This window comes from Imperialibacter sp., assembly GCF_048007035.1.
Classification (GTDB): Bacteria; Bacteroidota; Bacteroidia; order Cytophagales; family Cyclobacteriaceae; genus Imperialibacter.
Genome location: NZ_CP180355.1, coordinates 5,881,334 through 5,908,314 on the forward strand (window position 1 = coordinate 5,881,334; position 26,981 = coordinate 5,908,314).

Sequence of the window (26,981 nt, forward strand, 5' to 3'; positions counted from 1 at the left end):
TACCTACGGCACTTGGCGAAAAAAAGACGTTAGATGGTGAGCTTACCGGTGTGTCGTCCATACGGGACTGAGCAACGGTAGCTCTCTTGTGGGGTTTTGCAATTCCCATTAAGCCATAAAGTTTGCCTCAGTGCCACCATACCCGTCTTGATGAGTCCCGTAGGAAGGGGCGACAGGGAGTGTTGCCACCTTCCTATTTAGTAGGAACTAACCCCAAAGGTGACCGTCATTGCGAGGCTGCGGCAAATGCCTACGCATTGTGTCCGGGATTTAAGTCGCAGCTGCGGCAATCTTTTCATTTCGGAGCCGATCTAATACCGTACAGAATCAGCCCTATTTTCTGTATTGATACTCACAGGGGTGTTCATCTCATTTTCTTCGCTATCCCCAACAAAACTCTTCAGGCATTGCGAAACAAGTGCTTTACCCATGGTGGAATAGGCGTTTGTGCTGTATATTCCGCCTTTTATCTCAGCACAAAAATATGAACACCAAAATTATCATGACACTGGCAGCGGTTATATTGGGGACTGCCGGTATTGCCCTGACCTTTATGCCCGATGCCTTATTGAATTATGCCGGTATGGAGGAGAGCGAGACTTCCCTCTTGCTGATGCAAATTTTGGGTGCCATGTACTTCGCCTTTGCCATGCTCAACTGGATGAGCAAAGGCAGCCTGATAGGAGGGATATACAACCGGCCGGTTGCCGTAGCCAATATGACTCACTTTCTCATTGGCGGACTGGCCCTGGTGAAAGTGCTGATGTCAAATTCCAATGCTTCCTACCTTATCTGGACAGTTGGGGTCATTTACGCAGCATTTGCTGTATGTTTTGGCATTATTTTGTTCCGCCATCCGGTTAGAGAAGCGAATTGATGGAATGGGAAGCCGATGGTGGGAGAATAGTTGACTTGCAATCAACAGGACAAGGAACTGAAAGCCGTTGCATTGATATCCAAGAAGAGATAGGTAATTATTCAGAATTCGACATGGCAAGCTAACATGTCGCACCACAAGATCATAATATGTAAGGGTCGATACACAGACCATAATTGCGATTCTTACTTGGACTTTAACTAGCATTACACAACCGCATATGAGCTTCCTCAAGGCAGAATGGAGAAAACTGGCTATTGCGAATTACGCAATCGATCCAAAAGTATTGGCCAGACATATCCCACCCAAAACTGAATTGGATTTGTGGAACGGTACCTGTTATGTCAGCCTTGTCGGGTTTATGTTTTTGAAAACCAGGCTACTTGGAATACCCATTCCATTTCATCGTAACTTCGAAGAGGTAAATCTGAGATTCTACGTCAGATATAATGACAAAGGCGAATGGAAAAGAGGAGTAGTTTTTATAAAGGAAATCGTTCCTAAGCCAGCGCTGACTTTTGTAGCGAATGCAGTTTATAAGGAGCACTACCAGACAATGAAAATGTCTCATGAATGGCGAGAGCAAGAAAATAGCAGAACAGTAAAATATTGTTGGTCTCTTAACGGAGAAGGGAATTCCTTTTCGGTAAAAGCAGCCCTTGATCCAACAGTTATTGCACGGGGTTCTGAATCTGAATTTATCACTGAGCATTACTGGGGATATACAAAGGCCGGGAAGAATTCATCTCTTGAGTATGAAGTAACTCACCCAAGGTGGGATTGTTATGAAGTTTCTGAATACAAGATAGACGTCAACTTCGGATTGGTTTATGGAACTGAATTTGGCGAACTTTCCAACCTCCAACCAACGTCAGTTATGCTTGCAGAAGGATCTGAAATAACTGTTGAGAATAAAAGGACGATATAAGAGGATCGGTACCATAATACCTTTGAATGAGAATGAATTCTGAAGGCCAAATTGTTCGAAAGCTTGATCTATTTCCACACTATCCTTCTATATTGTTCTCCTTTTTTTTACCTACTCTTTGTCCTGTATCTTTTGAAAGTATCGTTTGAGTATCAATCAGATATTATGTTCGATCTAACGCCAGTTCTCCTTACGATCGGCGCATTAGTCATCCTTTCTTTTCAAATTCCAGGCTGGGTCAACTTCGTCAAATTCTTTAGAACTGAAAAGAATTTGGTCATTATGATTGAGCCTGACCACGGGCTAACGGTTAGAGGCCAGTTGATTGAGAGAAAAGAGATCAAAACAATCATGCATTTTAAACACATTATCCGCAGAAGAGGCGCTGCGTTTGATCTGGAGTATGTTGCAATTATGCTTAATGCCAAAAAAGCATTGCCTATTGTTATTTCTGAACTGATCGTCAGCCCAAATGAGCTGATCGAACTCTTAGACGTGAAAGATAAATGCGTTGTATCAGAGAAAAGGTTTTACCACTTCGTTTAGCCTTTTGCTTATTCACCCCACCGGCAACCTTACCACCATCTCCGTAAACTTTCCCTTTTCTGAATACACATGAATACGGCCCTTGTGGCGGTAGATGATCTGCCGGCTGAGACTAAGGCCTATGCCGGAGCCGTCCTTTTTGGTAGAGAAGAAAGGAATGAAGATTTGCTCCAGCTTGTCGGGGTCGATGCCGCTGCCGTTGTCTTTGATGGCAATGTCCACCCAGCGGTCTCCCGGTTCAAAGCGCCAGGTAATGAGCGGGGCGTCGCATCCATCTAGCGCATGGATGGCGTTCGTTAGCAGGTTGATGAACACCTGCTCCAGTAGCTTGCGGTCACCTTGAATGGTCAGGTCGGTACTTTGCTCCGGCATTTGCACCTGAATGCCTGCTTTTTGTAGTTCTGATGCCATCAGCAGGTTGATGGAGCTGATCATGCCTTTCACCTCAATAGGTGCCGGTTGTAGTTCTGGCACTCTCGTAAAGCGGCGGTAGTCTTCCACAAACTGGAGCAAGCCCTTGCTGCGGAGTTGTATCGTTTCGAGCGACTCCACCATGTCGCTGATGGTTTCGTCCGTCAGGTCAGCCACCTTTTTGGCTTTGCCATTGGGCTGCTTCAGCACCATGATCATGGTTTCCGTCAGCGACAGGAGGGGAGTCACCGAATTCATGATCTCGTGGGTGAGGACCCTGGTCAGCTTGATCCATGCCTCCAGCTCCTTCTGGTCAATCTCGTTGGCAATGTCCTTGATAGTAAACAGCCTGATGCTTTTGTCAATCAGCTTGAAAGCATAGAGCGACACACTCAGGTATTTCTTGTTCCCACTTATGGTGATCTCCAGCAATCGACTTTCACCATGACTGAGCTGCAGCAGCTGCGCCATCGCCTCGGAGTTTTCCGTTTTCAGGTTTTTCCAGTTAGCCACGTTGGGGATATCGAGCAGGCTTTGCGCCTCTGGATTGATCAGGTCAATATGCTCTCTGTCATTCAGCGCAATAATGCCCGTGGGAATATGCTCCACAATGCCTTGCAGGTACAAGTACTGCGCCTGACGGGAAAGCTCCGACTCCTGTATCGTGTCGAGGATCAGGTGAAAGGCCTTGTGCAGGCGTTTTTCCGAAGGGTCAATTTTGTCCTGACGGAAACCGACCGTAAAGTCCCTGGTTTCAATGGCCTGCAAAAAACGGGTGAGGTTATCATTCGTTCGCCGGATAAACCGCCACAGGTCGTTGACTTGAAAGATGAGGACGACTAAGAGCACTATCGGCGTGTAAACCAGGTCAAATTGCGTCCACGAATAGGCGATCGCCACAAGTGTTGCCAGTACAAGGCCAGTGCGGATGGTGAGCCACAGAAGGAATCTATTTAATACCATACTTCTCCATTCTGCGGTAAAGGGCCAGCCGGTCAATGCCCAACTCACGGGCTGCCCGGGTCACATTGCCCTGGTGTTTTTTGAGTGCTTCGTTGATCAGCTTCAGCTCGTTTTCCTGCAAGTTCAGCGTTTCCGGTGGCGAGTCAGCAGCCGCTGTTTTGGATGGGCTCAGGTCAAAGTAGTTGATGGTCGAACCCTCGGCCATAATCACGGCCCGCTCCATGGTGTGCATCAACTCCCGGATATTGCCCGGCCAGTGGTGATCGGTCAGCTGCTTGTTTGCCACATCAGAAAGCTGTAGCGCTCCTTTCCTGTATTTTTTGGCAAAATGGCTGATGAAATGACTGGCCAGTAGGAGGACGTCGTCCCGTCTTTCTCTCAGGGTGGGCAGGGTAATTTCAATGGTATTGATACGGAAGAGCAGGTCTTGCCGAAACTCCCCGTCGGCAACCATTTGTGCCAACGGCTGGTTGGTGGCGCTGATCAGCCGGAAGTCGATAGGGATGGGTTTGTTGGAGCCCAGCCGGGTAATGGTTTTTTGCTGTAGCGCAGTCAGGATTTTGGCTTGCGAGGCAGGGGAGAGGTTGCCGATTTCGTCAAGAAAAAGCGTACCACCTTCGGCGAGTTCAAACTTGCCGGGCTTGTCTTCCTTGGCATCGGTGAAGGCGCCTTTTACGTGGCCGAACAATTCGCTCTCAAACAGCTTTTCGTGCAAAGAACCCGTGTCTACCCTGAAAAACACCTGGTTGTTACGGGTAGAGAGGCTGTGCAGGTAGCGGGCCATCACATCTTTGCCGGTGCCGTTCTCTCCCAGCAGCAGCACGTTGGCGTCCGTCGGCGCTACCTTTTTGATCGTCGCAAGCACTTGTTTGAATGCAGGCGAGTGACCAATGAGTTCTTCCTCCAGCAGCTTGCCGCTCTCGGTGATGTCGGTGCTAATCGCTTTGTACTTCTCAGCATTTTTTTCGGCGGCTTTCAGCTTCAATGCATTCTGGATCGTGGCCAGTAGTTTCTCATTCGACCACGGCTTCACCACAAAGTCAGCGGCTCCGGCTTTCATGCCTTCCACGGCCAGGTTGATATCGCCATAGGCAGTGAGCAGAATAACCTTGAGAGAGGGGTCTTTGGCCAGCAGATTCGTCAAAGCCCGCAGCCCTTCTTCACCAGTGTTTTCTCCCCGCTGAAAGTTCATGTCGAGTAGCACCACGTCTGGATTGAACTGCTCCATCAGGTCGAGGGCCTCGCTGGGGTGCACGCTCGTTTTCACCCCCTCATAGTGATGTTTGAGGAGCATCCGGGCTGTGGTAAGCACATCCCGGTCGTCGTCTACAATGAGTATTTTGTTGGGGGTGAGGGGCATATTTGGTTGATTTTTAATCCATGCGCAGTTCTTCAATCACCAGAACGTCGTCGAAGCAGCGTCATGCCTGCGAAAGCAGGCATCTCGGTTCTGAGACGCTAAGTCGTTAATACTGTATCAAAAACAAACACTTTTTTGTAGCAAAACCAAACACCTAAGCCAACTATATTTTCATACGCTATTCGTAACAGACTGACAATAAGTAACCTATAGTTAATGGCACAACATTTTCTTAACTGGCTGGCATACTATTAACTTTAGCACCATGTTCAGAAACTATCTCATCACCACCATTAGAAGCTTCCGCAGAAACATCAGCTACATGCTGCTCAACGTTTTTGGCCTTGCCCTGGGCATTGGCTGTTCCCTCGTCATCTACAGGGTGATCACCTACGAGCTCAGCTATGATAAGCACCACGAGAACTTTGAACACATCTACAGGATTACACGTGCCGATCACCAGCCCGACAAGATCGAACATGGTTCGGGAGTACCACATCCGTTGGGCAAGGCGCTGCGTGAAGACTATTCCTTCATTGATGAAGTGGCCAGAGTTGATTACCAGTATGGAGCCATTGTAGCTTCCTGGGAAGGCGATCAGCAGTTGAGAAGGCTCAGCGAGGATGTTGGGATAGCGTATGTAATACCTGATTTTTTTAAGGTATTCACTTTTGAGTCAGTGTCGGGTGACCTTGCCAGGGGAGTGGAAGAGCTCAACTCGGCAGTCATATCAGATGAGTGGGCAAAGAAGTATTTCGACCTGACAGACGAGACGGTCGAAAGTGTTATTGGCAAAAGGTTGACGATTAATTCCAAGTTGTCGGTCACCATTAAAGGCATATTTAAGGCGCCTCCCAAAAACAGCGACTTCCCGTTCAAACTCATGATTCACTACCACAACCTCAAGGACATGAATCCTTACTACGAGGATGGCACGAGGTGGAATAGTACCAGCAGCTCAACCAACTGTTATGTACTCATTAAAAACGAAACCGATAAGGAGCAACTCTTGGCTTCTTTTCCTGAGTTCGTTAAAAAGTATTACGACGAAGAGGCTGTTGAAGAGCTGGAGTTTGGTTTACAGCCACTGTCCGACGTGCACTTCAATGGCGAATATGAGAACTACGGCGACCGCACCATGGACATGCGACTGATCATGGCACTGGGAGTAGTAGGTTTGTTTCTGATTATCACAGCCTGCATCAATTTCACTAACCTGGCGACGGCTCAGGCGGTAAAAAGGTCTAAAGAGATCGGCATCCGTAAGGTAATGGGTGGCCACCGTGGGCAGCTTTTGCTTCAGTTCTACAGCGAAACCTTTATCATTACCGCCATTGCTGCGCTGATCTCCCTGGCTATTGCTGAGTTGTTTCTTATCCAACTTGAAGAAATACTGGGTTACAGGTTGTCGATTGACTTGCTGTCAAATACAGAAATGCTGGCGTTTCTTATCGCAGCGGTTTTTGCTGTCACCCTGCTCGCCGGATTCTATCCCTCACTGATACTATCAAGAATGAATCCCGTGCTGGCCATCAAAAATAAAATTACTTCCGACAGACACACCGGGGGGCTTTCGTTGCGCCGGGCATTGGTAGTCATTCAGTTTGCCATCAGTCAGGCCCTTATCATAGGTACCATTGTAGTGTTGATGCAGATGCGTTTTATACAAAGCCAGCCTTTGGGATTTGAGAAGGACGCCATCATCAATGTATATATCCCTGACCAGGAACATCCTCAAACACTTGAGACCATGCGAAACAGGCTGCTGGGTGTGAGTGGGATTGAGGACGTTACATTCTCGCTGGGTGCGCCGCTGGCCGGCAGCAACTCGAACTCTAATTTCAGCTACCCTGATGGCGGCGTTACCGATCAGTACAGCGCTAATTTTAAAATAGCCGACGAGAACTATATCGATTTTTACGGTCTGCAACTTTTAGCCGGCAGGAGCATCAGGCCATCCGATTCTCTTAAAGCGGTTGTCATCAACGAGCAGGTCATGCACATCATGGGCATCGATAATCCAGCCGAAGCAATTGGCAAAAAGCTAACAACTGGCTTCAACGGAAACAAAGAGGTGGTAGGGGTGCTCAAAGACTTTCACATTTTCTCCCTTCATTCTGAGCTGAGGCCTGCGATGATTATTTACTACCCTGGTGCATTCTATGAAATGGGGGTTAAGCTTTCCACTACAGGTGATGCGGTGGCAAAAATAGATAACCTGGTAGCTGAGGTCGACAAGGTGTGGAGCGAGACCTACCCGGACTTCATCTTCGATTATGATTTCCTCGACAAGCAGATTGCCGACCGCTATCAAACGGAGAAAAACGTCAGCCAGCTGTTCCTTATTTTTTCAGGTATCGCCATTTTCATTGGGGGCCTTGGGCTCTATGGTTTGATCTCCTTCCTGGCCAACCAGCGGGTCAAAGAAATTGGCGTTCGTAAAGTGCTGGGTGCCAGCATGGGCGAAATCATCTTCATTTTCAGCAAAGAAGTGGTTGTGTTGCTGGGTGTGGCTTTTGTGGTTGCAGCGCCGCTTACCTACTGGGTGATGCGGGGTTGGCTCGATGACTTTGCCTATAGCACACCATTTAGTCCGGTGTTCTTTGTATTGGCCATCAGCGTATCTCTTGTTATAGCACTGGCAAGCACTGGCTACCGATCGTTTCTCGCCGCCAGGGTCAATCCTGTCGAATCATTGAGGTCAGAGTAATCATTTTTCACCTCTTAAAAGCCAAGGATATGATCAGAAATTATATCATTACTACGCTGCGCACTTTCCGGAGAAACCCTGGTTATATGTTTCTCAATATTTTGGGACTCTCACTGGGCATTGGCTGTTCACTGGTGGTTTATTCGATCGTGTCGTATGAGCTTAGCTTTGACAAACATCATGAAAACTATAACCAGATTTACCGGGTAACACGTTCGTTTCAGGAGCCCAACAAACTCTATCATGCCACCAATGTGCCGCATCCCTTTGGCAGCGCATTAAGAGAAGAGTCTCCGTCCGTTGACGAAGTGGCCATGGCGCATTATCAATACGGAGGTGTAGTAGCGTCATGGGATGGCGACAAACAGCTCAAAAAGCTGAGTGAAGAGGAGAACATGGCCTTTGTGACGCCCTCTTTCTTCAAGATCTTCACTTTTCCGTCATTGAGCGGAGACCTTGCTAAGGCGGTAGAAGAGACCAACTCGGGGGTTATTTCCGACGAGTGGGCCAGGAAATATTTTGACGTGAGGGGTGATGACTGGGAAAGTGTGATTGGGGAGGTTATTTCGATCAACGCCCGCCTTAGTTTAACCATTAGAGGCGTCTTTAAGGCACCGCCGAAAACCAGCGACTTTCCATTTCATCTGCTGATGCACTATGACAATATTGGGGAAGTGAGTGACTATTACAACGAAGGCAAATCGTGGAGCAGCATGAGTAGCGCCACCAACTGCTTTGTGCTTGTAAAGGATCAGGCAGTAAAAAGTAACTTACTCAGAACCATCTCGGAGGTTTGGAGTCAGCATCATTCAGAAGACGAGGTTTCGAGAACCTCTTTCGATTTGCAGCCGCTTTCCGATATCCACTTTAATGCTGACTATGGGAATTATGCCGGCCGTGCCGTGGACATGGATCGTTTGTGGGCCCTTGTCGCCATTGCTGCATTTCTGATCATTACTGCCTGTATCAATTTCACTAACCTTGCCACTGCTCAGGCTGTAAGGCGCTCTAAAGAAATAGGCATCAGAAAAGTGATGGGCAGCCATAAAGGACAGTTGGTGTTCCAGTTTTATTCCGAAGCATTACTCATCACACTTTTCGCAGGGTTTTTAGCCCTGGCTGTGGCCGAAGTGTTTCTTATACAGTTACAGGATATTCTCGGTTATCGCCTTTCCGTTGACCTCGGCAGTCACCCCAATGCAATACTATTTCTTGGAGGAGTAGTGGTGCTGGTTTCGCTGATGGCAGGTTTGTACCCGTCGCTGGTGCTGTCAAGAATGAATCCGATTCTGGCCATAAAGAACAATATTTCAGGAAGGCATGCGGGGGGACTGTCAGTCAGAAGAGGGCTGGTGGTGGTGCAGTTTGTTATCAGCCAGGCATTGATAATTGGCACGCTGGTTGTGTTTTTGCAGATCAGGTACATGGAAAACCAGCCTCTGGGCTTCACTAAAGAAGCAATTGTTACCACCTATTTAAGCAACCCCAACCCAAAAGATATTGAGGAGCTTCGTAACAAGATTAACAGCATTAGCGGGGTGGCCGATGTGACATTCGGCATGGGCTCTCCAATTGACCGAAATACTGCCAGTGGCGATTTCAGCTATCCCGATGGAGGAGTGACGGAATCCTATAGCGCCAATTATAAAGTAGTAGACGAGCACTATGTTGATTTCTTTGATTTGGAGCTGCTTGCAGGCCGAAACATCAGACCGTCCGACTCTTTGAAACGCATTGTAGTTAACGAGCAGGTACTGAAATTCATCGGGATTTCGAGTCCGCAAGATGCCATTGGCAAAAGCATAAAATCAGGTTGGGGTGGGGAGAAAGAAATTGTGGGTGTGGTGAAAGACTTTCATGTGCAAAGTCTTCACAGTGACCTGGAGCCCGTGGTACTTCTTTATTATCCTCCTGGCTTTTTCGCCATTGATATCAAGCTGGATGCCAGTGCATCCTCTTTGGCAGGTATGGAAAATACGATCAGTGAAATTGACAAAGCGTGGCTGGAAGTGTACCCTGAGGCTATTTTTGACTATACATTTTTAGAAGACGATATCAGTGCTGCCTACCAATCGGAAAGGAACCTTAGCAAGTTGTTCACTATTTTCTCTGGGATGGCCATTTTCATAGGGGCTCTGGGCCTTTTCGGACTTATTTCTTTTGTGGCCAACCAACGAGTGAAGGAGATTGGTGTGCGCAAGGTGCTGGGCGCCAGCGTAGCTCAAATCATGTTTATTTTCAGCAAGGAGACCACGCTTTTGCTTGCCATCGCCTTCGCTATCTCCAGTCCGGTTGCCTTCTGGCTGATGAACGACTGGCTGCAGAACTTCGTCTACCGCATGGATTTCAACCTACTGATCCTCGCTGCTGGCTTTGGTCTCACTTTGGTCATCGCATTGATTAGCACAGGCTATCGGGCGCTTAGGGCGGCCAGCTCCAATCCGGTGGACTCTCTGAGGTCGGAATAACAAAAAAATAACCGCCATGCTCAAAAACTATCTTGTCACCGTTTACCGAACTTTCAAGAGGCACCCCAGCTTTCTGCTGCTCAATATGCTGGGGCTCGCACTCGGTATAGGCTGTTCGGTAGTCATTTACCTTATTGTCAACTACGAGCTGAGCTACGAGAAGCATCATGCCAATTTTGAGCACATTTACAGGGTAACCAATGGCGGAAGTGCTTCCATGCCGCACCCCACAGGCGATGCGCTGGCAGCGGATTACGCTTTTGTAGACGCTGTCGCCAAAATTGATTACGAGTACGGCGGTATAATAGCATCTTGGGAAGGAGATACACAACTAAAGAAGATGGAAGAGGACGAGGGCCTCGTATTCGCTTCACCTGGTGTTTTTGATGTGTTTACATTTCCAGCATTGGCTGGCAACCTGAGCGATGCTGTGTCTCATCCCAACTCGGCGGTGATTTCGGATCAGTGGGCCATCAAATACTTCGATGTCAAAGATGAAAGCTTTGACAAGGTAATCGGAAACAGGATAACCATTAATTCCACACTCAGCGTGGTGGTGAAAGGAGTATTTAAGGCATCTCCAGCTACTACCGATCTGCCTTTTCAGCTGGTGGTACATTACGACAATCTTGGCGATTTTGACCCTGACTACGGGGATGGACAGGACTGGGATGCCACTAGCAGCAGTACCAATTGTTATGTGTTGTTGAAAGATGAATCGCATAAGAACCAATTAATAGCGGCACTGCCGGAGTTTGCAAAGAAGTATTATGGAGAGGGTGATGCCGGCGACCGTTTCGGGCTTCAACCGCTGTCTGACGTGCATTTTAATCCTGATTACAGCAACTTCGGCGACCGTGTAATGGACTACCGACTGCTCATCGCCTTGATTACCATTGCCTTTTTCCTCCTGATTGCAGCTTGTATCAATTTCATCAACCTGTCTACAGCCCAGGCTTCCAAAAGAGCCAGAGAGATAGGCATTCGTAAAGCAATGGGCGGCCACAAACGACAGCTGCGAACGCAGTTTCTCATGGAAACCTTCTTCATTACCGTGCTAGCCAGCTTTCTTTCTTTGGCGCTGGCGGAAGTGATGTTGCTTGAGTTGCAGAACCTGCTTGGCTATCGACTCTCGGTAAGTATTGTCAATGAACCATGGTTGCTGGTTTATCTACTCGCTGTTATCATTCTTGTTACGCTGGCAGCCGGGCTTTATCCATCGCTTGTGCTTTCTAAGCTGAGCCCCGTAATGGCTTTACGAGGCAAAAGTGCCCATAGCAAAGGACTGCGAGGCGTTTCTCTAAGAAAAGCGCTCGTAGTGTTTCAGTTCATGATCAGCCAGGTATTAGTGTTTGGCACATTGGTGGTGCTCCAGCAAACCAGGTTTCTACAGGATCAGCCACTTGGCTTCGACAAAGACGCTATCATTACCACCTGGGTGCCCGACCAGTCGGCTATCTCCGCACTTGGGCAGCGGATAAGGTCAGTAAAGGGGATAGAGAACGTGTCATTTTGTATAGGGGCGCCTTTGTCATCATCAAACTCTATTGCCAACTTTTACGACCCTGCCGTGGCGAAGGAGCGAAGGGCAGATCTCGGGGCCAATTTTAAAGCCGTCGACGAAAACTATCTCTCACTTTTCAATATAGAATTACTGGCAGGTAGAAATCTCCGGCCAGCTGATTCCGCTTCGGCTGTTATCGCCAGTGAACAGGCTATTCTTGGGTTGGGCTTTCAAAGTCCCCATGACGCCATTGGAGCAAAAATAAGAACTGGCTACGACGATAATGTGAGGGAGATTGTTGGTGTAGTAAAAGATTTTCACGCTTACTCTTTGCACCAAAAATTGGAAAAAGTAATACTGCTTTACTATCAGCCAGAATTCTATTCCATGGTAATAAAATTTTCTGCGGGGAGTTCCGCTGCAGTAGCCAGCGAGGCCATTAGTGGGGTGGAAGAAATCTGGAATGAGACCTTTCCGTCATTCATTTTTGACTATCGTTTCCTTGATGCCTCCATAGCTGCAAAGTATGAGAGCGAGCGGAACCTGGCGACTTTGTTTATGATTTTTGCCAGCATCGCTGTGCTAATCGGGGCACTCGGGTTGTACGGCCTCATTTCTTTTATGGCCAACGAACGGACCAAAGAGATAGGGGTGAGGAAGGTATTAGGCGCTGGCACGCTCCAAATGCTTCTGATGTTTTGGAAGGAGATTGCAGGACTGTTACTCATTGCGTTTGTAATTGCCTCGCCACTTGTTTATGCGCTTATGAGCGACTGGCTCGACGACTTCGCCTATCAGATAGACATTGGGTTCACTGTATTTGTGTCGGCCTTTGCAGTTTCCCTGCTGGTGGCACTGGTTAGCACTGGCTATCGGTCGATGCAGGCGGCCAGCTCCAATCCGGTGGATTCACTGCGCTCAGAGTAGGAGGTGGCTCAACTAAAAACCCGGTCAAGTAGTATAACAACACTATTTGACCGGGTTTCGTATTTTTCAAAAGCACAACCTCACTTCTGAAAAGGCAATGCTATTGAGCTATAAGCTTTTCAATCTCTTTGTTAGCATTGTTGATTGCTACTTTCTCCTTGTGCTTGAACCATTTGTCTCCCCTCATTTTAAGAAGCAATTCGTCGAGGTGGGTAGCAACTGTCACATTCCAGCCACCTTGCACACGGTCTTTCACCCGTGGGCTCAGGCACCTAAGGCTCATACTAAAGCCACTACCTACATATTCGATATGGTGCCACCAGCCGGATGGAATAAAGATGGTATCGCCAAATTCCAGCACGGCCTCTCTTCCTTCAACATATTTCAACCCCGGGTACTTGTCGTAGTCGGGCTTTTCAATGTTAACAGCAGTGTGCACGTTGTAAGGAAATCTGTACAGTAAAGTTGAGTATTTAGGATCAAACAGTACTACTCTTTTCTTTCCGGTGAACTGCGTGAGAAAAACGCACGACATATCCATGTCCTGATGGATGCGGGTTACTGATCCATCGCCACCAAAAAACATGAAAGGAAAAGACCTTAAGAACCCGGAGCATATCTTAGGAAATTCGAAGTCTTCGAACAGGCGTTTGTTCTGTTTAAAAGGGTTAAAAAGAAATAACCGCTTTTTTGTCGGCCCTTTTTCTATTTCATCCAGGTACTCCCTGAACTTCAGATAATAGTCAGGCTTTTTAAAAGAACGATCAGCTCGCTCCAGTGCCCCGTCGAACACACCCACCTCCATATCACCCATTTCGTCCTTAAAGAATTGGAAATTCCATTTCTTGCTGGCCGGATAGCCATCTACAAGCCCTTTGAGGACTACAGGTTTTTGTGGGTAATAGTAATTTTGCTCGAATTCCTTCCTGGTGATATTATGCACCACGTCAATGTTCTGCTGGATTTTGACACTCATAGCGTGAATAAAAATTCTTAATCTGTAAATGAATATTTATCAACGATTAACAACCGCTTTTACAGTCACAAAACTAACAGTAAGGTTGGTTTAAATTATCAACTCAATTAAAAAAATTCAAACAAAATCCTAACTCCCCAATTAAGTCACCAAAATGCTTGTTCAGATTCCGTGCCAGAAAAAGTGAGAATGCAAAAGGCCCACCATTTAGATCGACCGCAATAAAAAACAAATATTTATTTGCTTTGAATCGCACTATTTGCCACCTTGCACAGCATTTAAATCAGTAATAGTAAAATATGCCTGGCCACAGGTCGTTAATTTTCAACTTTGCACCCCACAAATTTCTTAATTAATTACCCTCAAGTCAGATTTTTTACCTTTACCAAAATGCCACTAGCATAGCATTTATTACAATCAATTAATAATAACAATGGAAGGAACAGTAAAATTTTTCAACAATTCAAAAGGTTTTGGTTTCATCAAGCCATCAAATGGCGGTGAAGACATCTTCGTTCACGTTTCAGGTCTAGTTGACGAAGTTCGTGAGAACGACGAAGTGACTTTTGAAGTTGAGCAAGGCAAAAAAGGCATGAACGCCGTTAATGTCGAAGTAGTGCGATAGTAAAAGGAATCGATAGATATACTTTTTTTATTAAAAGACACTATAAGAAACCACCTTCGGGTGGTTTTTTTTTGCCTTAACCTGGCTGAAAGCCCCTGTTCGGAGCCTTTATGTTTTAGGTTTGCTTGAGGGATGAGGATAAGTGTAGTAAGTTTAAGAAATGACAATCAATGATTTCTGTGAATGAAGAAGGACAAGAAGCAATTTGATATTACAAGGCCCGACAAAATCCTTATGGCAGGCTTGCGGACGCTTGGGACGATAGGCGACAACCTTACCTTCAACCTGTATTCAACACTCAAAAGTGAATCAAAGGGAAAAGCCCAAACAGTTTTTATCGGTAAGAAAAAGCTGGAGAAGGTGGCCATTCAGCTGTTTGAATACAGCCCCGACGACTGCATGGAGCTGGATCAACCAGAAGACTTTTCAGCACTCCAGTCACCTGATCCGAAAAAATCTTATTGGTTGAATTTCCATGGTCTGCACGAGGTGTCGCTCTATGAAGACCTGTCGAAAGCAATGTCTTTTGACCGCCTGATGGTGCGGCAAATGCTCGACACCACCCAGCGGCCTAAAGTAGAGGAATATGATAAGTACCTGTTTTTCAGTGTAAAATCGATCCTGCAAACCGAGCAACAAGAGCTAAACATTGAGCAGATCAGCTTTATCCTGGGGAAGAACTACATCATTTCGCTGCAGGAAGAAGAAGGAGATCACTTTGACCACATCAGGTACAAGATCAGGGAGAAGTTGGGCATGGTTCGCCACCGGAAAAGTGACTTTTTATTGGTGCAGTTGCTGGACGCCGTGCTGGACAACTATTTTGAAACCATCGATGCATTCAATTTGATAGTGGCTGAACTGGAAAAAGAGGTGCTGAAGGATCCCACTCAGAGCACACTACTCAAGTTGGAGAAGTACAAGAAGGACACGCAATTGATCAAGAAGTCGTTGATGCCTTTCAAAGAGGCTTTAACCAACATTCTCAACGGCCGTACCAACTTCATCGAAAATGAAAATGAGAAGTATTTTCATGACCTGCTCAATAGCTGTAAAAATGCCATGGACGAGATAGAGTCCACAAGTAAAAGCCTGGAGAGCCTTGCTAATATCTATTTTTCGTCTCTCAGTCAGAAAATGAACGAGACGATGAAGGTGCTGACCACGGTGGCCACCATTTTCATTCCACTCACTTTTATTGCAGGCATTTATGGAATGAACTTCGAATATATGCCCGAGCTCAAGTACCGCTATGGCTACTTTGTGGTTTGGGGAGTAATGGGGGCAGTGCTTATTCTAATGCTGCTTTATTTCAAGCGCAAAAAGTGGCTTTGAAAAATACCCTGCTAAATAGGTGATTTCAATACCTGTTGGGTTTCGTCTTTTACCGCTATATTCGTGCTACTAACCTAATATATTATGGAACTAAGGAGTAAGCTATTTGGAGTGCTCATCGTTTTGATCGCCTTTATGGCCGGATGCACTCAGCAGAAGCCTCAGGAAACTGAAGGCCAGGATGATAAAATGGAACCACAAACGATAGACCTTCTTGTTGGGGTTTATACCGGTGGCGGAAGCAATGGCATCTACCAGTTACAATTCAACACAGCAACCGGTGAGCTCAGCGACAGTCTCTTGTTGGTGAAGACCACGAACCCGTCTTACCTGGCGATCAGCAAAGACAGACAGAGCGTTTTCAGTGTTAACGAAACCCAGGAGGGCGGCATTAGCTCTTTTAGCTGGGACCATGAAAACAACCAGCTTGTGGAGGTTAGCAAGCTTTCAACGCAAGGCGCACACCCCTGCTATGTTGATATTAGCCCATCAGGCAGACAGATAGCCGTGGCCAACTATAGCTCCGGTAACCTGGCAGTGTACCAACTCGGCGAGGGCCTTGCTTTGCAAGCTGGTCCGCAGATTCGCCAGCACGAAGGCAGCGGGCCGGTGGATCCCAACCAGAAAGGCCCCCATGCACACTGCAGCATTTTCAAAGGCGGATACCTCTACGCAGTGGACCTTGGCATCGACAAAATACTTGCCTATCCGTTCGCTGCCGATGGCACCCTCGGTGAAGCCCATGTTGCTTTTGAACTGCAGCCAGGAGATGGCCCGAGACACTTGATATTTCACCCTACAAAGGCAATGGCCTTTGTAGTCAATGAGCTGTCGAGCTCGGTTGTTTCAATGAAAGCGGATTTTGAAAAGGGCACGTTTGAGGCAATTGACAGAAAAAGCACAATACCGGCTGACTTCACCGAAAGAAACTCCGATGCCGACATACACATTACTTCAGACGGGAAATTTCTGTACGCTTCCAATAGAGGACATCATAGCATAGCTATGTACGCAGTGGCGGACAACGGAAGCCTGACCAGTTTAGGTAATGAACCGGTAGGGGGCAGGACTCCCCGTAATTTTACGCTTTCGCCCGATGAAAAATTCCTACTGGTTGCTAACCAGGATACCAACAACATAGTTGTGTTCACGAGAAACAAAGAAACAGGCCTGTTGGCTGCTACTGGCAAAGAGTTTTCTGTATCTAAGCCAGTTTGCCTTAAGTTTTAAGGGATCAAGCGGAAAATCTGGGGGATAAAACTCAAAAGGAGTGTTATTCGATTCAGCAAATAGACGGCAATAAAAAAGCAAAACTGGTTCAATGCGTCTCGCCCGGCCGGGTTAGGCTTGGACCTTTTGCTTTTTTATGCAAGCAGAAAATACCCATGCCAAACATCAATCCCCTCAGAAATACAGATTGATCCGTTTTAAGTAGCGAACCAAAGCAATGTCTACTAATAAAAAAAGGTCTCCTTCATCGGAGACCTTTGCTTTTTTGTGGGGTGTAGCCCCTCGCATTCGGTAAGTATATCTGTTTTGACTATTTCAAATGGAAAGCACAATGCCCAAAAGAGCTACCAAACCCAGAATCAACCAATTGATCACTCGCTCTTTTCTCTTAGGCTTACCCAGCACCAAATAGTCCAGACTATACTTGAACCTGCGTTCATACAATCCTTTCATGATGGCTCCTTTCTTTTAATGTTACCAAATTGTTAACAACAAATTTAATTAATTAATATTGGGTTAACAATGATTAACTGAATAATTCAAAAAATTAAAGGAATTGTATTAAATACACGCTTAGTCTGGTTTTGCATTAACCAATACGAACTATGAAAGCCCTGGGTTGAAATTTTAGTAATTGTGTTGCCAGCCGAACGTGTCTATTGCTTTTACAAAATCAGGCGACAGCGGGGCTTGAAGACTCAATTCTTTGTTTGAAAACGGGTGAATAAAAGTGAGTTTGTGGGCGTGAAGAAGGAGTGAGGTGATCCCCCATTCTCTTTCGAACATCCTGTTGTGCCGCAGATCACCATATTTGGTATCGCCAACAATAGGGTGCCCCATGTGATTGAAATGCCTGCGGAGTTGGTGCGTGCGGCCCGTTTTTGGCAGCATTCTCACAAGTGAATACCGTGAGGTAGGGTATTTGTTCACTGAAATGTCGACTTCGATGGTGTGTAGCCTTTCATAGTCAGTCAATGCGGTTTGCTCAACACCTGTTTCATGTTTAATCAATGGCTCGCTTGTCGATCCTGTTTCTGCCACAAAGCCCCGAACCACTGCCAGGTATTCCTTCGTTACGTTTCCTTTCATAAAGAGCGATTGGGTCATGGCCACGCCGTGGGGAGAATAGGCGAAAAGCAATACTCCTGACGTAGCTCTGTCGATTCGATGCACCGGATATACTTCGCAGCCTATTTGGTCGGCCAGTAGTCTGTTGGCAAAAAAATGCTTTTCCTCGGCAATTTTGGTTTTGTGAACGAGCAGCCGATTCGGCTTGTTGATGGCCACCAAATGCTCGTCCTGGTAAATGACGCTAAGTTTTTCGAACCGTGCTGGCTCGTTGTGGATAAGTTTTTCTTCACTCATGGTTGACTGTAAAAGTAAAACGGCGGATTTTAGAATCCGATTATTTATGCAGACTAAAACCCCACTTTATGCAATCGCCTGATTCTCTTAATGATGTAGCAAAATTTCACCGAACTTTTGGCCACCCGATACTGCCAGAGGCTACTGTGCCTTCTGCTGACCGGTGTGCCCTCAGAGTAAACCTTCTGGCTGAGGAACTGAAAGAATTGGAAGAGGCTATTCAGGCAAAAGACATCGTAGAGATAGCTGACGCTCTGTGCGACCTGCAGTATGTACTCAGTGGTGCTGTGCTTGAATTTGGCTTGGGTGGGCAATTCAAAGAGCTTTTTGACGAGGTGCAGCGCTCCAATATGAGTAAAACCTGCAAGACAATTGAAGAAGCTGAAGCCACAGTAAATCACTACAAGGCACAAGGTGTTGAATGCCACTATGAAGAAGCGGACGGACTATACCTCGTGTTCAGAACCGGGGACAGAAAAACCCTGAAGTCTGTGAAATACTCCCCGGCCGACCTTAAATTTATTCTCAGCTAATTTTATGTTGGTGGGTTAAAGGATTAGGTGCGTTTTTGATAAATTGTTGTCGCAACACACCCGAACCTACCTTATGACTTTAAAGCAAACCTTCGTTTTCTCTCTTGTGATCGTCTTGTCTTCTTGCGCTTCGCAGGGGGACAAAAGAGAAGCTGAACAGTTGGCAGAAAAGGCCCTGGCTTCTTTCGAGCTATACGAAGGCCTCCAAATTGAACTTATTGCGTCGGAACCACTGGTAGCAGATCCTGTGGCTATGGAAGTAGATGAGCTGGGAAGAACCTATGTGCTCGAAATGCACGGATACCCTCTGGACTTGTCTGGAAGTGGGGTGATAAAACAACTGCTGGACACCGATGCCGACGGGCGGTTTGACGAAGCCGTCGTGTTTGCAGACGGGCTAAAGTTGCCCTCCGGACTTATGAGGTGGAAGAATGGGTTGATCGTTGTAGACGTGCCGGACGTGCTTTACCTCGAAGACACTAACGGCGATGGAAAGGCGGATAAGAGGGAAGTATTGTTGACTGGGTTTGCGGTGACCAATCCGCAGCACATCGCAAATACACCCATGTATGGCCTCGACAATTGGATTTATGTGGCACATCAGGGAATGGTGACTCCCAAAGTAAGTGTGAAGGAATTCAGCGACGAGGGGAGTGAGGTACGTTTTCCGGCTAATAGCAACGCACCTAAGTTACCGATTGACGCCAATGGCAGGAACGTAAGGTTCATACCCGATTCTTTTCAATTGGAGATGCTTTCCGGCGAGTCGCAATATGGGCAAACGTTCGATGACTGGGGGCACCACTTTGGCACCAGCAATGCAGACCACCTTTTCACCGAGGTCATTCCCGCCAGGTACCTGGCACGGAATTCCAACCTGGTCGTTGCCGATGCCATGGAGAACATTCCAGACCATGGTAGTGCAGCAGAGATCTTTCCTATCACGCAAAATCCTGCCCATCAATTGTTGACCGATGTTGGCGTCATTACTTCCTCTTGTGGTGTTACGTGGTACCAGGGCGGTTTGATCAAGGGCTTTGAGAATGTGACTTTTGTGGCGGAGCCCGTGCATAATCTTGTACATGCGGATAGAGTAACTGCTAAAGGTGCCTCATTCAATGCAAGTCGGCTGGTTGAAAACAAAGAGTTTCTGGCGTCTACAGATGCCTGGTTTCGTCCTGTTCAGTTTTATGTGGGCCCCGACGGTGCTTTGTATATGATCGACTATTATCGGCAGATTGTGGAGCACCCTGAGTGGATGTCGGAAGAGGTAAACAATTCGGGAGCGCTGTACAATGGATCGAATCAAGGTAGAATTTACAGAATATCACCCAAAGGAACGCCCCCCATGAACTGGGCAGGAAGCATAGATATTCCAGCTATGACTTCAGATGAAATCGTTACCTTGCTGGGTAGTGACAATATTTGGTGGCGGAGAAATGCACAGCGCCTGATAGTAGCCAACGAAGCTTTGGTACCAAACGATGTGCTGATTGACTATGTGGCCAGCACTGGGAGTGCAGTTGGGTTTTTGCATGGGCTTTGGGCCCTGGAAGGCAGAGGTCAATTAACTGCTGAACTCGTAGAGAGGGGTTTGAAACACCAGACGGCTGGTGTAAGGGAAAATGCCATCAGGGTGGCTGAAATACACCTGGCAGCATGGCCAACGTTGGCTGCGACGCTGATTGAGATGTCGGCAGATGGCGACGCCAGGGTGAGGTTTCAGCTTTTGTGCACGCTGGGTTTTGTCGATACAAAAGAGGCCACTGAGGCTCGCAATAAACTGCTTCGGCAAGACATCAACGACAGGTGGGTGCAGGTGGCGGCGTTAAGCGCCAGCTACGGCAAAGAAAGTGAATTGCTATCGGAGGCCATCAGCACATTGGCCAATTCACCCTCTGAAGGAAAGGCTATGTTTTTTGCTAATTGTGCTGCGGCGATGGCTACTTCTGGCAACCAGAAGGCCACATCGGAAATGTTAAAGAAAGTACTTTCAGGTACCCAGGTGCCAAGGGACGCCTGGTGGAAATCTGCAGTACTCAGGGGAATTGACGGGGCCGTTAAAAACAGCCGACTTCGGGCCGGGAACGCCGTGGCTGAGATAAAGCTCCTGAAGGCCCAATTAAACGAAAAGACGCCAGCTGAGGTGAGGGCAGCCAGCATGAGACTTGTCACTCATTTCCCTGGAATTGAGGCATCTCATTTGGCTGATGTTCAGGAGAAGGCGTTGCAGCTGGCGCTGAATGGTGGAGCTAGTTCGGCTGTGAGAATTGATGCGTTGCTTTTACTAGCCAAATCAGACAATGGGGCCTATATCGACAAACTGTCAACCTTAGTATCTGCTCAGGAGCCCGATGATGTACAAGAAGGCGCTATCAACGCTATTGTGGCTATCAATAGCCAGAGGGCCTCGCAGCTCATTGTAAAAAGCTGGAGCAGCCTTACTCCAGGTGTAAGAGATCATGCTATGGGGCATCTTCTCAACAGTGAGTACGGCTCTCATGCATTGCTTAATGCAGTGGAAGTGGGTAATATTGACCAGGCCACTATTGCCTGGCCACGCAAGGTGAGGCTGATGAACAGCTATACCGACAGTGTTCGGGAAAAGGCCAGGCGACTGCTTGCGTCGAACAATACAGCTCCTGAGGAGTTAGTAAAAAAGTACCAGCAGGCACTCGATATGAGGGGTGATCAGGTGGCCGGTGCGGCCGTATTTAAGACTAATTGCGCTATATGCCATCAAAAAGGCGGAGAAGGAGGCAGTAGTTTTGGTCCTGACCTTGGAACCATTAGAAACAGGGATGCGTCGTTTATTCTGGCCGATATCATTAACCCCAATCGATCCATCGCCGACGGATTTGAAACCTGGGAATTAGAAACTAAGAACGGTGAGCAAATAACAGGGGTGATTGCGTCAGAAACAGCCTCATCGCTAAGCATCAAAGATGCAGTCGGCAATGTAACTACCGTGAACAGAAATGAAATTGCGTCGTTGAAAGCTTCAGACGTGTCGGCGATGCCTGCGGGATTTGAAAATTCTATCTCCGTTGAGCAAATGTCCGATTTAATAGCTTATCTTAAAAGATAGATTGATCAACTAAACACCCTTTTTGAGAAAGACGATCATTTTTGTCATTCTGCTAATCCTGGTGGGTTTTGCTGCTGTACTTGTCAATTTTTCGATTGATAAGACGCATTATATCAAAACCAGGGAAGTATTGGCCAACCACCCGGATAGCATAAAGCTACTCGACGACTCATTGGTGGCGCCTATTCTCTATCACGAAATTGAAGGAATTGACCAACTGCCACCTGAGCAGGCCAAGCTAAAGTTCATTTCCGCTTTGTTGCCCTCCATTCTTTTGGCAAAGCACAGAATAGAGGACGAAAGAAATAAAATCAGAGAAATACTGAACAAGCCCATTTGGCTAAAAGAGGACAGTGCCTTTTATTTCGCACAAAGTGAGTTTTATAAAACTGCTTCAGGCGAATTGTTGCTTCGCCGCATGAAAACCCATCCTAACAGTATTATTCTTGCACAGGCGGCGGTGGAGTCTGGCTGGGGTACTTCACGCATATTCCAACAAGCCAATAACCTCTTTGGCATCTGGTCGTACCGGTCGGGCGAACCTAGAATCAAGTCCATCTACTCTCGGAACGGCCAGGCTATCTACCTTAGAAAGTACGACGATGTGTCGGCTTCTATTTATGGTTATTTTGGATTGGTGGCCAGGAGCAGGGCTTACCGGAGATTCAGAGAGGCGAGAGATACCACTGACAACGTGAATGTTTTGCTTCCTTATCTCAAGTATTATTCGGAAAGGCGTGAGGAGTATGTGGAACAACTGGCGACTATCATCCGGCAGAATCGAATGATGCAGTACGATGATTATCGCCTCGATCCGGCGTATTTTGTTGAAGAAAGAACCGTTAAACTTTTCGGCTATGTTATCGATACGGTTGTTGTGGTGGGTGGTGTTATTGTTGACGACCACCAATAGTACCCTCCTTGGGCAGATGAACAGGGAAGTGGTCGGCTTTGTCTACCATAGGGTGGGAGATAGCCGGTATCCTTCTACCAACATCTCTACAGAAAGCTTTGACGCTCATCTCAACTATCTCAAACAGAATGATTTTAAGGTATTGACCATTTCTGAGGCGGTTGATTACCTGAAAAAACCAGGCGAGCGGGAACGGGTGGCTGTTATTACCATAGACGACGGGTACGAAAGCTTTTACAAAAATGGCCTTCCCTTGTTAAAAAAATATGGGTTCCCTGCCACCGTGTTCATCAATACTGAAACAGTGGGCGGCAGCTCTTATATGGACTGGAATCAGCTCGCAGACTGCCTGGCCAACAAAATAGAAATAGGAAACCATAGTCATTCTCACTCCTATTTTTTGAATGAGGCACCACAGGCAAGGTATGAGACATTTCGCAGCGATGTGGAAAAGGCACAAGCGCTGATTAAGGAACGACTAGGAATTACAGCCAAAGCATTTGCTTATCCCTATGGAGAGTTCGATCCAAAAATAGCTGCATTGCTGCAAGAAATGGATTTTTCGGCTGGGCTGGCGCAAAATTCCGGTGTGATGCATGGCGGAAGCAATTTGTTTAGCCTGCCCAGGTTTCCGATGGCTTCGGGCTTTTCACCCCTGGAAAAATTTATTTCTAAGGCCAATATGCGAGCCTTGAAGGTGACTACCGAGAAGCCTGAGAGTTTTCTGATGACAGCTAACGATCCATCACCCACCCTTCAAGTCACCTTCGCTCAGTCAAACCTGATGGAATCGCAACTTCAATGTTTTGTGCAAGGAGGATCATGTGTACTTGAGAAGAAAAAGAGTGGCGACAAAATAGAGGTCACCGTAAAACCAGGCAGTGCTCTGACAAGCAGGAGAACCCTGTATACCCTTACCATAAAAGACACCGATGGTCATTGGCATTGGTTCAGCCACCTTTGGGTCAATCCTGCTTTGAAATAGCAAACAATAGCTGATTTTTCAATGCATTAAAGGCTTTTCCATTAGCGGCTTCATGTGAACTGGTTCGCTCCCTATATTACCCTATCGTTCAATTTATCAATTATTATATGAAGTTAAACAGATATTATTTACTTGTTACGGGCATTTTGCTCTCGTTGACAATGAAAGCGAGGCAACTGCCGGAAGGCTATCCCACGAAGCCCATTACTACCCTTGATACTTTGCTAACCAAGGCCTTTGAATGGAGAAATGTGGGACCTAACAGGGGAGGAAGGTCGCTGGGAGCGTCTGGAAGTCCTTCCCGGCCCAACGAATACTACTTTGGGGCAGTGGGTGGTGGCCTCTGGAAAACCGTTGATGGTGGCACTACCTGGAAACCAGTAACCGACGGGCAGCTGACCAGCTCATCGGTGGGGGCCGTGGCCGTGTCGGAAACCAATCCCGACATTGTGTATATAGGAACCGGCGAAACCCAGTTCAGGGGCAATATCATGCAGGGAGACGGTGTTTACAAGTCGGTAGACGCTGGCAAGACATGGGAAAACATTGGTTTGAAAGAAACTCAGGCGATTGCCAGAGTGCGGGTTGACCCAACGAATCCTGATATTGTGTTTGTGGCTGCACTTGGGCATCCTTACGGAAATAATGAAGAAAGGGGCATTTTCAGAACAACCGACGGCGGTAAGAACTGGAAAAAAGTGCTTTACAAAAGCGATAAGGCAGGTGGTGTTGACATCATCATTGACAGAACAAACCCAAAGGTAGTTTATGCCACTATCTGGCAAGTATACCGCACGCCCTACAAAATGTGGGGTGGTGGCCCCGACTGCGGCCTGTATAAGTCAATTGATGGAGGCGATACATGGACTGAAGTCACCAGGAACCCCGGGTTGCCGAAAGGGCCTGTCGGTAAAATTGGAGTGACAGTTTCGCCGGCTAACCCAAACAGGCTGTGGGCTGTAGTTGAAGCCAACGACGGCGGGGTGTTTCGCTCTGACGACGCTGGCAAAACCTGGAAGCAGGTGAACGACGAACGCAAGCTCAGGCAAAGAGCGTTTTACTACAGCCGTATTTACGCTGATCCAAAAGACGAGAACACGGTATACGGGTTAAACGTGGGCTTTTATAAGTCTACCGATGGTGGTGAAAAGTTTGATGTCACAATCAGGCCGCCACATGGCGACAACCACGATCTCTGGATTGATCCCAACGACCCCATGCGCATGATCGCTTCCAATGATGGTGGTGGCACTGTATCGGTGAACGGTGGCAAAACCTGGACCGACCTGGACTTCCCAACGGCTCAGTTCTATCACATCATGGTCACCAACGACTTTCCATATCACATTTGTGGAGCTCAGCAGGACAATTCCACGATGTGTATTCCAAGCGACGGCTGGGATTTTATGACCGCCAGAGGGCCAAAAACGGAGTACTACTATTCGCCAGGTGGCGGAGAGAGCGGCTACATCGCTCAGGATCCTAAGAACCCTGATATTTTCTACGCAGGAAGCCAGGGAGCACTATTGACACGCTATAACAGGGCAACAGGTCATGAAAGAGACGTGCAGGTTTATCCACGCTTCTTTTCAGGTGAGCCTTCGTCATCATTGCCTGAGCGCTGGCAGTGGACATTTCCTATTGTATTCTCTCCGGTGGACAACAAACTCCTTTTTACATGCTCGCAGCATGTGTGGGTATCTGCCGATGAGGGGCAGTCGTGGCAGAAAATAAGCCCTGATTTGACCTACGCCGACCCAGCCACGCTAGGCATGTCAGGTGGAGCACTCACCATGGATATGAATGGGCCTGAGATTTATGCGACTGTGTTTGCATTGGCGCCAAGTTACCACGATGTCAACACAATTTGGGCTGGCTCAGATGATGGCCTGGTGCATATTACGAGAGACTTTGGGAAGACCTGGAGCAATATTACGCCACCTGATATGCCAAAGGACACAAGGGTAAGTATCATCGACGCATCACGTCATCACCCAGGCACTGCGTATGTAGCTGCAAAACGCTATCAAATGGACGACAGGGCTCCGTATTTGTGGAAAACGCACGATTACGGAAAGACATGGACAAAAATAATCAGTGGCATCAGATCAGATGATTACCTGCATACTATCAGGGAGGATATCAAAGTGCCAGGCTTGCTGTATGCAGGTGGAGAGCACACCGTTTGGGTGTCGTTTGATGATGGCGCCAATTGGAATGCCCTGCAGCTAAACATGCCAGACACGCAAATTGCCGATTTGATGGTGACCGACAGAGATTTGGTGGCGGGCACACATGGCAGGTCGGTCTACATTTTGGATGATATTGGCCCCCTGAGAGAGTATGCGAAGCTCGCTGGTAATCCCAACTATACGCTTTTTGAGCCTGACAGGGCTGTCAGAAGAGTGGAAAGTGCTACAATCAGCTACTTCCTGCCGAAACAGGCCGATGAAGTCGTTATCACCATAAAGGACGCCACTGGCACAATAATTCTTGAAGAAAAAGGTACCCTGCCCGAACCAAAGAAGGACGAAGATGAGTCGGCTCGTTGGTATGGAAGCCTGCCTACAGCCCCGACCACCGCTCAGGGACTCAATAAGTACGAGTGGAACTTAAGATATCCAGGCGCTGTAGACTTTGAGGGCATGATTATCTGGTCCGCCAGGCCACAGCTAGGCCCTTATGCGCCTCCCGGCAAGTATACAGTGAGTGTAGCAGTGAATGGCGAGGTGCAGACGAGAGAAATTGAGGTAGCGCTTGATCCCAGGATTACAGGAGTAACGGAAGCAGATGTGAAAGAGCAGTTTGAACTGGCAATGAAGATAAAAAATGCTACCTCCATGGCCAATCAGACCGTAAAAGACATTCGTTTGTTGAAAGCCCAAATCGACACACTAGTGATGCAGAACAAGGGTTTAAAAAAGGATGCCGAGGTACTTTTGTCGAAGCTTTCTACCGTTGAGGAAGCGCTTTATCAGGTGAAAAATCAGAGTTCGCAAGATCCATTGAACTTCCCGATAAGGTTGAACAACAGGCTGGCCTACCTGCGAAAGAGCGTAGAAAGTGGCGACGGAAAGCCAACCAAGGGCTCTTATGAGGTATTTGACCTCTTGAAAGGAGAGCTCGATGGGCACATGGCTACTTACAACACAATTCTTGAGAAGGACATTGCTTCATTTAATAGGAAGGTGAGCAAGTCCGATCTTCAGGAGGTGAAGCTTGATAGGAAAATTTAGT

19 protein-coding genes are annotated in these 26,981 nt (G+C 47.3%); 14 read left to right on the top strand and 5 right to left on the bottom strand.

All coding sequences use genetic code 11. The features are described 5' to 3' along the window. Positions 1-484: 484 nt before the first annotated feature. The 3 genes from ACMVP2_RS25100 to ACMVP2_RS25110 all read left to right on the top strand — a co-directional run bounded on the left by ACMVP2_RS25100 (position 485) and on the right by ACMVP2_RS25110 (position 2,351). The gene (locus ACMVP2_RS25100; RefSeq protein ID WP_416865604.1) at positions 485-877 is read left to right on the top strand and encodes a hypothetical protein; all 393 of its coding nucleotides are present in this window, start codon (positions 485-487) and stop codon (positions 875-877) included. A 220-nt stretch (positions 878-1,097) separates the two neighbouring features. Beyond that, complete coding sequence (locus tag ACMVP2_RS25105) at positions 1,098-1,805, top strand: YqjF family protein (RefSeq protein ID WP_416865605.1); 708 nt, start codon at positions 1,098-1,100, stop codon at positions 1,803-1,805. Between the two features lie 165 nt (positions 1,806-1,970). Then, positions 1,971-2,351 (top strand): hypothetical protein, encoded by a 381-nt coding sequence (locus tag ACMVP2_RS25110; protein ID WP_416865606.1) that lies wholly within the window; start codon positions 1,971-1,973, stop codon positions 2,349-2,351. Positions 2,352-2,363: 12 nt separating this feature from the next. On the opposite strand, the gene ACMVP2_RS25115 is transcribed toward ACMVP2_RS25110, so the two are convergent. Both ACMVP2_RS25115 and ACMVP2_RS25120 read right to left on the bottom strand, forming a co-directional pair. After that, complete coding sequence (locus ACMVP2_RS25115) at positions 2,364-3,725, bottom strand: sensor histidine kinase (protein WP_416865607.1); 1,362 nt, start codon at positions 3,723-3,725, stop codon at positions 2,364-2,366. Next, the gene (locus ACMVP2_RS25120) at positions 3,712-5,085 is read right to left on the bottom strand and encodes a sigma-54-dependent transcriptional regulator (protein WP_416865608.1); all 1,374 of its coding nucleotides are present in this window, start codon (positions 5,083-5,085) and stop codon (positions 3,712-3,714) included. The genes ACMVP2_RS25115 and ACMVP2_RS25120 overlap by 14 nt, the downstream gene beginning before the upstream one ends. Positions 5,086-5,350: 265 nt before the next feature. Between ACMVP2_RS25120 and ACMVP2_RS25125 the strand changes: the two genes are divergently transcribed. From ACMVP2_RS25125 to ACMVP2_RS25135, 3 genes are read left to right on the top strand one after another with little or no spacing between them, the layout of a single operon-like run. Beyond that, a complete protein-coding gene (locus tag ACMVP2_RS25125) occupies positions 5,351-7,795 on the top strand; it encodes an FtsX-like permease family protein (RefSeq protein WP_416865609.1) in 2,445 nt (814 codons plus the stop codon). 29 nt (positions 7,796-7,824) lie between these two features. Beyond that, positions 7,825-10,263: an FtsX-like permease family protein gene (locus ACMVP2_RS25130; protein ID WP_416865610.1), complete on the top strand. Its 2,439-nt coding sequence runs from the start codon at positions 7,825-7,827 to the stop codon at positions 10,261-10,263. Positions 10,264-10,279: 16 nt separating this feature from the next. After that, on the top strand, positions 10,280-12,694 hold the full coding sequence (locus ACMVP2_RS25135; protein WP_416865611.1) for an FtsX-like permease family protein: 2,415 nt from the start codon (positions 10,280-10,282) through the stop codon (positions 12,692-12,694). 100 nt (positions 12,695-12,794) lie between these two features. Here the strand turns inward: ACMVP2_RS25135 and ACMVP2_RS25140 are convergent, their stop codons facing one another. Then, a complete protein-coding gene (locus ACMVP2_RS25140) occupies positions 12,795-13,670 on the bottom strand; it encodes a cupin-like domain-containing protein (protein ID WP_317491669.1) in 876 nt (291 codons plus the stop codon). 433 nt (positions 13,671-14,103) lie between these two features. Here ACMVP2_RS25140 and ACMVP2_RS25145 point away from each other — a divergent pair, with 433 nt between their 5' ends. From ACMVP2_RS25145 to ACMVP2_RS25155, 3 genes are all read left to right on the top strand, one after another. Next, on the top strand, positions 14,104-14,295 hold the full coding sequence (locus tag ACMVP2_RS25145) for a cold-shock protein (protein ID WP_151996716.1): 192 nt from the start codon (positions 14,104-14,106) through the stop codon (positions 14,293-14,295). 183 nt (positions 14,296-14,478) lie between these two features. Then, positions 14,479-15,630: a magnesium/cobalt transporter CorA gene (gene corA / locus ACMVP2_RS25150; protein ID WP_339787633.1), complete on the top strand. Its 1,152-nt coding sequence runs from the start codon at positions 14,479-14,481 to the stop codon at positions 15,628-15,630. A gap of 84 nt (positions 15,631-15,714) precedes the next feature. Continuing rightward, a complete protein-coding gene (locus tag ACMVP2_RS25155; RefSeq protein ID WP_416865612.1) occupies positions 15,715-16,860 on the top strand; it encodes a lactonase family protein in 1,146 nt (381 codons plus the stop codon). A 315-nt stretch (positions 16,861-17,175) separates the two neighbouring features. Here the strand turns inward: ACMVP2_RS25155 and ACMVP2_RS25160 are convergent, their stop codons facing one another. Next, the gene (locus ACMVP2_RS25160; RefSeq protein ID WP_193217741.1) at positions 17,176-17,313 is read right to left on the bottom strand and encodes a hypothetical protein; all 138 of its coding nucleotides are present in this window, start codon (positions 17,311-17,313) and stop codon (positions 17,176-17,178) included. Between the two features lie 174 nt (positions 17,314-17,487). Beyond that, positions 17,488-18,225 carry a pseudouridine synthase gene (locus ACMVP2_RS25165; protein ID WP_416865613.1) on the bottom strand — a complete coding sequence of 246 codons (738 nt, stop codon included), beginning with the start codon at positions 18,223-18,225 and terminating at the stop codon, positions 17,488-17,490. A 68-nt stretch (positions 18,226-18,293) separates the two neighbouring features. Between ACMVP2_RS25165 and ACMVP2_RS25170 the strand changes: the two genes are divergently transcribed. The 5 genes from ACMVP2_RS25170 to ACMVP2_RS25190 all read left to right on the top strand — a co-directional run bounded on the left by ACMVP2_RS25170 (position 18,294) and on the right by ACMVP2_RS25190 (position 26,980). Further along, positions 18,294-18,758, top strand: a complete 465-nt coding sequence (locus tag ACMVP2_RS25170) for a nucleoside triphosphate pyrophosphohydrolase family protein (protein WP_151996710.1) — start codon at positions 18,294-18,296, stop codon at positions 18,756-18,758. 73 nt (positions 18,759-18,831) lie between these two features. Beyond that, the gene (locus ACMVP2_RS25175; RefSeq protein ID WP_416865614.1) at positions 18,832-21,846 is read left to right on the top strand and encodes a PVC-type heme-binding CxxCH protein; all 3,015 of its coding nucleotides are present in this window, start codon (positions 18,832-18,834) and stop codon (positions 21,844-21,846) included. A 22-nt stretch (positions 21,847-21,868) separates the two neighbouring features. Continuing rightward, the gene (locus ACMVP2_RS25180) at positions 21,869-22,759 is read left to right on the top strand and encodes a glucosaminidase domain-containing protein (RefSeq protein WP_416865615.1); all 891 of its coding nucleotides are present in this window, start codon (positions 21,869-21,871) and stop codon (positions 22,757-22,759) included. Next, entirely contained in the window at positions 22,704-23,744 is a 1,041-nt protein-coding gene (locus ACMVP2_RS25185) for a polysaccharide deacetylase family protein (RefSeq protein ID WP_416865616.1), read from the top strand. The genes ACMVP2_RS25180 and ACMVP2_RS25185 overlap by 56 nt, the downstream gene beginning before the upstream one ends. Before the next feature lie 107 nt (positions 23,745-23,851). Continuing rightward, on the top strand, positions 23,852-26,980 hold the full coding sequence (locus ACMVP2_RS25190; protein ID WP_416865617.1) for a VPS10 domain-containing protein: 3,129 nt from the start codon (positions 23,852-23,854) through the stop codon (positions 26,978-26,980). The last annotated feature ends 1 nt before the right edge of the window (position 26,981 follow it).